Origin of the sequence: Rhodococcus sp. ARC_M5 (assembly GCF_022810405.1) — a bacterium.
Classification (GTDB): Bacteria; Actinomycetota; Actinomycetes; order Mycobacteriales; family Mycobacteriaceae; genus Rhodococcoides; species Rhodococcoides navarretei.
Map to the genome: position 1 here is coordinate 1 of NZ_JALGQE010000078.1, position 250 is coordinate 250.

The following is a 250-nucleotide window of genomic DNA, read 5'->3' on the forward strand; positions in this document are numbered from 1 at the left end:
GACTGGTTCAACAATGACCGCATCTCGCTACGTCTCGACGGCCTGAGCCCGGTGCGATACCGAGCCCAGGCCCTCGCAGCCTAGGATTTGCTTTAGCAGTCCAACCCACGGGGTCCAGTGCAATGCAATGGTCCATCGATGGGGATAGTGTGCGGCGATATACGGGGAACTGCTGGGGGAGTGCGGTCGTTGGAGGGGAAGAAGCGTCGACGCCGACAGGTGCGTGGACGCACAGCGCCAGGTAAGAGCG

General features: G+C 62.0%; 1 protein-coding gene. It reads left to right on the forward strand.

Features of this window, described 5'->3' with window-relative positions; translation table 11 throughout:
• The coding region (locus MTX34_RS26215; RefSeq protein WP_374640516.1) for an IS3 family transposase at nt 1-84 on the forward strand (84 nt) is incomplete at its 5' end.
• Nucleotides 85-250 lie beyond the last annotated feature (166 nt).